5 protein-coding genes are annotated in these 5,711 nt (G+C 68.3%); 2 read left to right on the top strand and 3 right to left on the bottom strand.

The features are described from left to right. The first annotated feature begins 199 nt into the window (after positions 1-199). Both crtY and OXR08_RS18470 read left to right on the top strand, forming a co-directional pair. Positions 200-1,363 (top strand): lycopene beta-cyclase CrtY, encoded by a 1,164-nt coding sequence (crtY, locus tag OXR08_RS18475; protein ID WP_112384058.1) that lies wholly within the window; start codon positions 200-202, stop codon positions 1,361-1,363. After that, positions 1,360-2,835, top strand: a complete 1,476-nt coding sequence (locus OXR08_RS18470; RefSeq protein ID WP_267352105.1) for a phytoene desaturase — start codon at positions 1,360-1,362, stop codon at positions 2,833-2,835. The genes crtY and OXR08_RS18470 overlap by 4 nt, the downstream gene beginning before the upstream one ends. Positions 2,836-2,859: 24 nt before the next feature. Here OXR08_RS18470 and OXR08_RS18465 read toward each other — a convergent pair whose 3' ends face one another. From OXR08_RS18465 to OXR08_RS18455, 3 genes are read right to left on the bottom strand one after another with little or no spacing between them, the layout of a single operon-like run. Then, a complete protein-coding gene (locus OXR08_RS18465; RefSeq protein ID WP_112384060.1) occupies positions 2,860-3,135 on the bottom strand; it encodes a hypothetical protein in 276 nt (91 codons plus the stop codon). Continuing rightward, positions 3,128-4,609 carry an oligosaccharide flippase family protein gene (locus OXR08_RS18460; RefSeq protein ID WP_267352101.1) on the bottom strand — a complete coding sequence of 494 codons (1,482 nt, stop codon included), beginning with the start codon at positions 4,607-4,609 and terminating at the stop codon, positions 3,128-3,130. Before OXR08_RS18460 ends, OXR08_RS18465 begins: the two co-directional genes overlap by 8 nt. Continuing rightward, entirely contained in the window at positions 4,606-5,607 is a 1,002-nt protein-coding gene (locus OXR08_RS18455) for a glycosyltransferase (protein WP_267352099.1), read from the bottom strand. The genes OXR08_RS18460 and OXR08_RS18455 overlap by 4 nt, the downstream gene beginning before the upstream one ends. Between the last annotated feature and the right edge of the window lie 104 nt (positions 5,608-5,711).

Here is a 5,711-nt window from a genome sequence, read left to right as displayed (position 1 = left end):
AAGGGTGAGGGGTTGCCACAGGCGGTGCGCTGTTTGGCGGCCCCTCACCCTCTCACCGCTTCGCGGCGGGCCCATCCCTCTACCCGGAGGGGAGAGGGGCCACATCGGCAGCGCACGGGCGTCCTGATGCTCCCGGTGGGAAGAGGGTGCTTTTGCGTAAGTGGTTTGCGTCGTGCGCGGTTTGGGGTAGCGAGCGGATATGGCTTCCACGATCGCATGCGATGTCGCGATCGTCGGTGCGGGTCTGGCGGGTAGCCTGGTCGCACTGGCGCTGAAAGGACGGCACCCGGACCTCGACGTCCGGCTGGTCGATGCGGGCGACAGCATCGGCGGCAACCACCTGTGGTCGTTCTTCGGCAGCGATGTCGCGCGCGCCGATCGCTGGATCGTGGAGCGCGCCGTCGCCCATGCCTGGGCCAGCTATGACGTGGCGTTTCCGGCGCATGGCCGGACGATCGCGCAGCCCTATTACTCGATCGAGAGCAGCCGGCTGGACCGGGTGGTGCGCGCCACCCTGCCCGAACAGGCGCTGCTCCTGGGGCGCAAGGCGCTGGGCGTGTCGGCGACCGCAGTGGTGCTGGCCGATGGTGACCGGATCGAGGCAAAGGGCGTGATCGACACGCGCGGCACCGGCGACCTGTCCACGCTGGATTGCGGATGGCAGAAATTCGTCGGGCGCGAACTGGCGCTGGCGGCGCCGCACGGGCGCGAGCGGCCGGTGGTGATGGATGCGACGGTGAAGCAGGTGGACGGTTACCGCTTCGTCTACGTCCTGCCCTTCGGGGCCGATCGCATCTTCGTCGAGGACACCTATTATTCGACCTCCGCCGACCTCAACCGCGGGGCGATCGTGCCGCGGCTGGAGCGATATGCCGCGGCGATGGACTGGGACGTCACCGAGGTCGTCCGCGAGGAGGCCGGCGTGTTGCCGGTGGCGATGGGCGGCAATTTCGAGGCCTATTGGCGGTCGGGCGGGGCCAAGACGCCCAAGGCCGGGATGCGCGCCGGGCTGTTCCACCCGACCACCGGCTATTCGCTGCCCGATGCGATCCGCACGGCCAGCGCGATCGCGGCGCGGCGCGACTTTGCGGGCGCGGACCTGCACGACCTGACCTATGGTCTGGCGCGCGACGCCTGGGACGCGCGCAAATTCTATCGTATGCTCGACACCATGCTGTTTCGGGCCGCCGAGCCCGAGGAACGCTACCGCGTGCTTGAGCGCTTCTATCGACTGGCGCCCGGCCTTATCGGGCGCTTCTATGCAGGACAATCGACCATGGCCGACAAGGCGCGTATCCTGACCGGCCGGCCGCCGGTGCCGATCGGCCGCGCGATCTCCGCGCTGAGGGGGGCCCGCGCATGAAGACCGCGATCGTCATCGGGTCGGGTTTCGGCGGGCTGGCGCTCGCCATCCGCCTGCAATCGGCGGGCGTGCAGACCACGATCGTGGAGTCGCGCGACAAGCCGGGCGGGCGGGCCTATTACTGGGAACGCGACGGCTTCACCTTCGATGCCGGGCCGACCGTGATCACCGATCCCAACTGCCTGCGCGAGCTGTGGCAGCTTACCGGCCGCGAGATGGCGGACGATGTGGTGCTCGATCCGGTCAACCCCTTCTACCGGCTGAACTGGGTCGACGGGACCAATTTCGACTATACCAACGACGACACGCTGCTGCGCTCCGAGATCGCCAAGCTGGAGCCGGACGATGTTGCCGGGTACCAGCGCTTCCTCGACTATGCGGCGGGCGTGTACCGGGAAGGCTATGAAAAGCTGGGCCATGTCGCGTTCCTCGACTTCGCGTCGATGGTGAAGGCGGCGCCGGCGCTGGCGAAGTACCAGGCGTGGAACTCGGTCTACGCAATGGTGTCCAAGTTCGTGAAGTCGGAGAAGCTGCGCGAGGCCTTGTCCTTCCACACGCTGCTGGTCGGCGGCAATCCGATGACGACGAGCGCGATCTATGCGCTGATCCACAAGCTGGAGCGCGACGGCGGCGTGTGGTTCGCAGGCGGCGGCACCAACCGGCTGGTCGCCGCGATGGTGACGCAGTTCGAGCGGATCGGCGGCGTGGTACGGCTGGGCGATCCCGTCACGCGGATCGAGACGCTGGGCGACCGCGCGACGGGCGTGGTGACGAAGAGCGGCTGGACCGGGCAGGCGGATGCGATCGCGTCCAACGCGGACATCATGCACAGCTACCGCGACCTGCTGGGCGACAATCGCTCGGCCAAGCGCGTGACCAACCGGCTGGAGCGCAAGAAATATTCGCCGTCGCTGTTCGTGGTGCATTTCGGGATCAAGGGGACGTGGCCGGGCATCCCGCACCACATGATCCTGTTCGGGCCGCGCTATAAGGGGCTGCTGACCGACATCTACGATCACGGGGTGCTGGCGGAGGATTTCTCGCTCTATCTGCACCACCCGACCGTGACCGATCCCAGCCTTGCGCCCGAGGGGCATTCGACCTTCTACGCGCTGGCGCCGGTGCCACACATGGGCAAGTTCCCGATGGACTGGGCCGAGGTCGGGCCGATCCTGGAAAAGCGCATCCTGGACGAGGTCGGCCGGCGGCTGATCCCCGATATCCATGAGCGGATCGTGACCAAATTCTCCTATGCGCCCAGCGACTTCGCGACCGACCTGAACGCGCATATGGGCTCGGCCTTCTCGCTGGAGCCGATCCTGACGCAGAGCGCCTATTTCCGGGTGCACAACCGCGACGATGCGATCCCGAACCTGTATTTCGTGGGTGCCGGCACGCATCCGGGGGCGGGGATTCCGGGCGTGGTCGGCTCGGCCAAGGCAACGGCGCGGCTGATGCTGGAGGATCGCTGAGGGGGGGAGCGGGCCGGCACCCCCCTAGTCGAGCCGATCCACATCCTCGTCATGGCCGGTGCCGGAGCTGAGAAACGCCAGCCCCATCAGTGCACCGGCCAGCATCACCGATCCGCCGACGCCGGCGATGACGCCCAGCATCGTCACCAGGTGCAACGGCCCGAAGCTGTGCGCCAGCGCCGCGATCGCCACCGCCACCGCGATGGCCGAAGCGAGCGTCATCCACGCCATGATCTCGCGAAACCGGGCCCAGGCAAAGGCCGCCTGATCCGGGTCGCCGAGTCCCTGCGGATCAGCCACGCCGCGGCACTCGTCCGGCGGGCAGGCGCGACAGGACCCCTTGCGCCACCGCCAGCACCTCGTGCCGGACGGGGTGGCGCACCGCAAAGATCGCCACCCCCCAGCCTGCACAGCCGAGCAGCGCGCACAGGGCAAGCTGCCCGAAATGCATCGCGGCCGGCGCGACGAACCAGCGATAGGCGGCGAGCAGCGGCGCGATCGTCGCGATCGTCGCGATCAGGCTCTGCGCATAGATGACGAGCATCGCCCGCCAGCGGAATCCGGTCAGCGTCTGCATCAGACCGACATAGATCGCGAACCACGCAATGCCATAGCCCAGCCGCGACACCGCCGCCCACTGAAGCCCCCAAAGCGCGCCAAGCAGCAGCAGCCCGACCGAGGCCACGGTATCGGCGACGTTGAGCAGCACCAGCCGGCGGATACGGCCGAGCAGGATCGGCAGCTCGATATGCAGCGGCAGCGCGGTAAAGAAGACCTGCGCCAGCGACACCCAGAGCAGCAGCGGCGCGACACCGACCCAGCGTGGTCCGTACAGCATCAGCACGATCGGCGTCGCGGCGGCGCCAAGGAACGCCATCGCCGGCCAGGTCGCCGCGCTATAGGCAGCGACGACGCGCTGATAGGGTGCACCCAGCGGGGCGCCCTCGTCACGCAGGCGCGCAAAGGCGGGGTAGAAGACGCCGTCCACTGCGCCGCTGACCAGCATCTGCAACTGCGCGGCAAGGCTGACCGCGCGGCCGTACAGCCCGACCGCGGTCAGCGTCAGCACGCGGCCGATGACGAGCTCGGGACTGCGGGTGCCGACCGCCGAGCTGATATAGAGAAGCGACGCGTTCGATCCGAAGCGCAGGATCGGCCCCGCGCCCTTCAGCCGCGGCGGAAAGGGCGGGCGGGCACCGCTGCGCCACAGGCCGATCGCGGCGCGCGCGCCCTGCTGCGCGACCGCGGCCCAGGCGAGCGAAAAGGCGGAATGCCCACCCGCCGCCAGCCCCAGCGCGACGGCGGCATTGACCACCGCGGCACCGACATTGACGAGAAAGATCGAGCGGAAATCCATGTCGCGCTGAAGCAAGGCGCTGGGCACGATGCCAAAGGGGACAAGCAGGTACGACCCCGCCACGATCGCCAGCAGCGGCGTCAGGCGCGCATCGCCATAGAAACGCGCCACCGGCCAGGCGAGCGCGAGGATGACGAAGCCGATGCTGAGCGCAAAGATCAGCGACACCGAAAAACAGGTACGGATCTGCGCGTCGCTCAGGTTCTTTTCGCCGGAAATGAACCGGCTGATCCCGAAATCCTGCAGGATCGACACCATCATCGCCGCCGACAAAGCGATCGAATACAGCCCCATCTCGGGCGGGGAGAGGAAGAAGCGCGAGATCACCACGCTGACCACGAACTGGATCGCAAACGCGATATATTGCGCGCCCATCGACCACAGGGCCGCGCCGCGTACGGTCGCCGCGTGGCTCATCGCCGCGCCAACGCCAGCGCAAGCCGTCCGGCGGCAAGCGGGTGCCCCGACCGGACCATGCGTCCGGCGGCGCGCCAAAGGCCGGGTGTGCGGCGATGCCGCGGCGTCTCGCGCAGATAGTCCAGCAGCGCCCGGTGTGCGGGGCCGGCCAGGCCATCGCCATCGTAGAGCGAACCTTCGATCAGCGCGGCGCGCACGCCCCACGCCGTACCCGGTGTGCTGAACAGGGCGTCGAGATCGCCGAGCGGGGGCAAGCGTTCCAGACCTTGGGTGGGATCGGGCCGTCCGTCCGCCCGGTGGCGATGCGCGGCCAGCGCGACCGCGGCACCGTAACGCTGCTCCAGCCCGTGACGGCGGGACACCTGATCGGGCGATCCGCGATAGTGCAGCAAGCGCTCTGGCAGGCTGGTGATCCGCGTCCGCTCCGACAGGCGCAGCCACAGGTCGTAATCCTCGCTGTGGCGATAGGCCGCACGGTAGCCGCCCACCGCAAGGACGAGATCGCGTCGCATCATCACCGAGGGGTGACAGATCAGCGCGCCGCCGGGAAGGGCCGCGCGAAACGCGGCGTCGTCGGTTGGATAGGCGACCGACCAGTCGCGGCGTACCGCTCCGTGCACGTCGATGCCGACGACGCCGGTGCCAAGAACACCGTGATCGGTGTGCGCCGACAGGAACCGCATCTGCGCGGCAAAGCGCTCGGGCAATGCGACATCGTCGCCGTCCATGCGCGCGATCAGCGGGGCACGCGCCTCGGCGATCATCCGGTTCAGGCTGAAGATAAGCCCGCGATTGGGTTGGTGGAAGGCACGGATGCGGGGATCGGCGGCGGCGTAGCGGTCGATGATCGCACCCGATCCGTCGGTTGCGCCGTCGTCGACGATCAGGAATTCGAAGTCCCGGACGCTCTGCGCGAGGATGCTCTCGATCGCCTCCGCAAGAAAGGGCGCGTCGTTATGGACGCTTAGCACCACCGAGACGGCCGGGGTGGCGAACATGGAAGGGGGCGACGCGTACATGGACCCGCCCTAGCCCAAGGGCATGAACAACAGGTTGCCCGATCAGCCGCCGTAGGGCCGAAAACCGGGGCCGCTGGCGCCGT

Source organism: Sphingomonas sp. GM_Shp_2, assembly GCF_026540875.1.
GTDB classification, from domain to species: Bacteria; Pseudomonadota; Alphaproteobacteria; order Sphingomonadales; family Sphingomonadaceae; genus Sphingomonas; species Sphingomonas carotinifaciens.
The sequence above is the reverse complement of the archived record's forward strand: the minus strand, read 5'-3'. Positions and strand labels throughout refer to the sequence as shown.

Coding starts and splice junctions, on each gene's coding strand:
- crtY (WP_112384058.1), top strand. CDS start 200: ATGGCTTCCACGATCGCATGCGATGTCGCGATCGTCGGTGCGGGTCTG.
- OXR08_RS18470 (WP_267352105.1), top strand. CDS start 1,360: ATGAAGACCGCGATCGTCATCGGGTCGGGTTTCGGCGGGCTGGCGCTC.
- OXR08_RS18460 (WP_267352101.1), bottom strand. CDS start 4,609: ATGAGCCACGCGGCGACCGTACGCGGCGCGGCCCTGTGGTCGATGGGC.
- OXR08_RS18455 (WP_267352099.1), bottom strand. CDS start 5,607: ATGTTCGCCACCCCGGCCGTCTCGGTGGTGCTAAGCGTCCATAACGAC.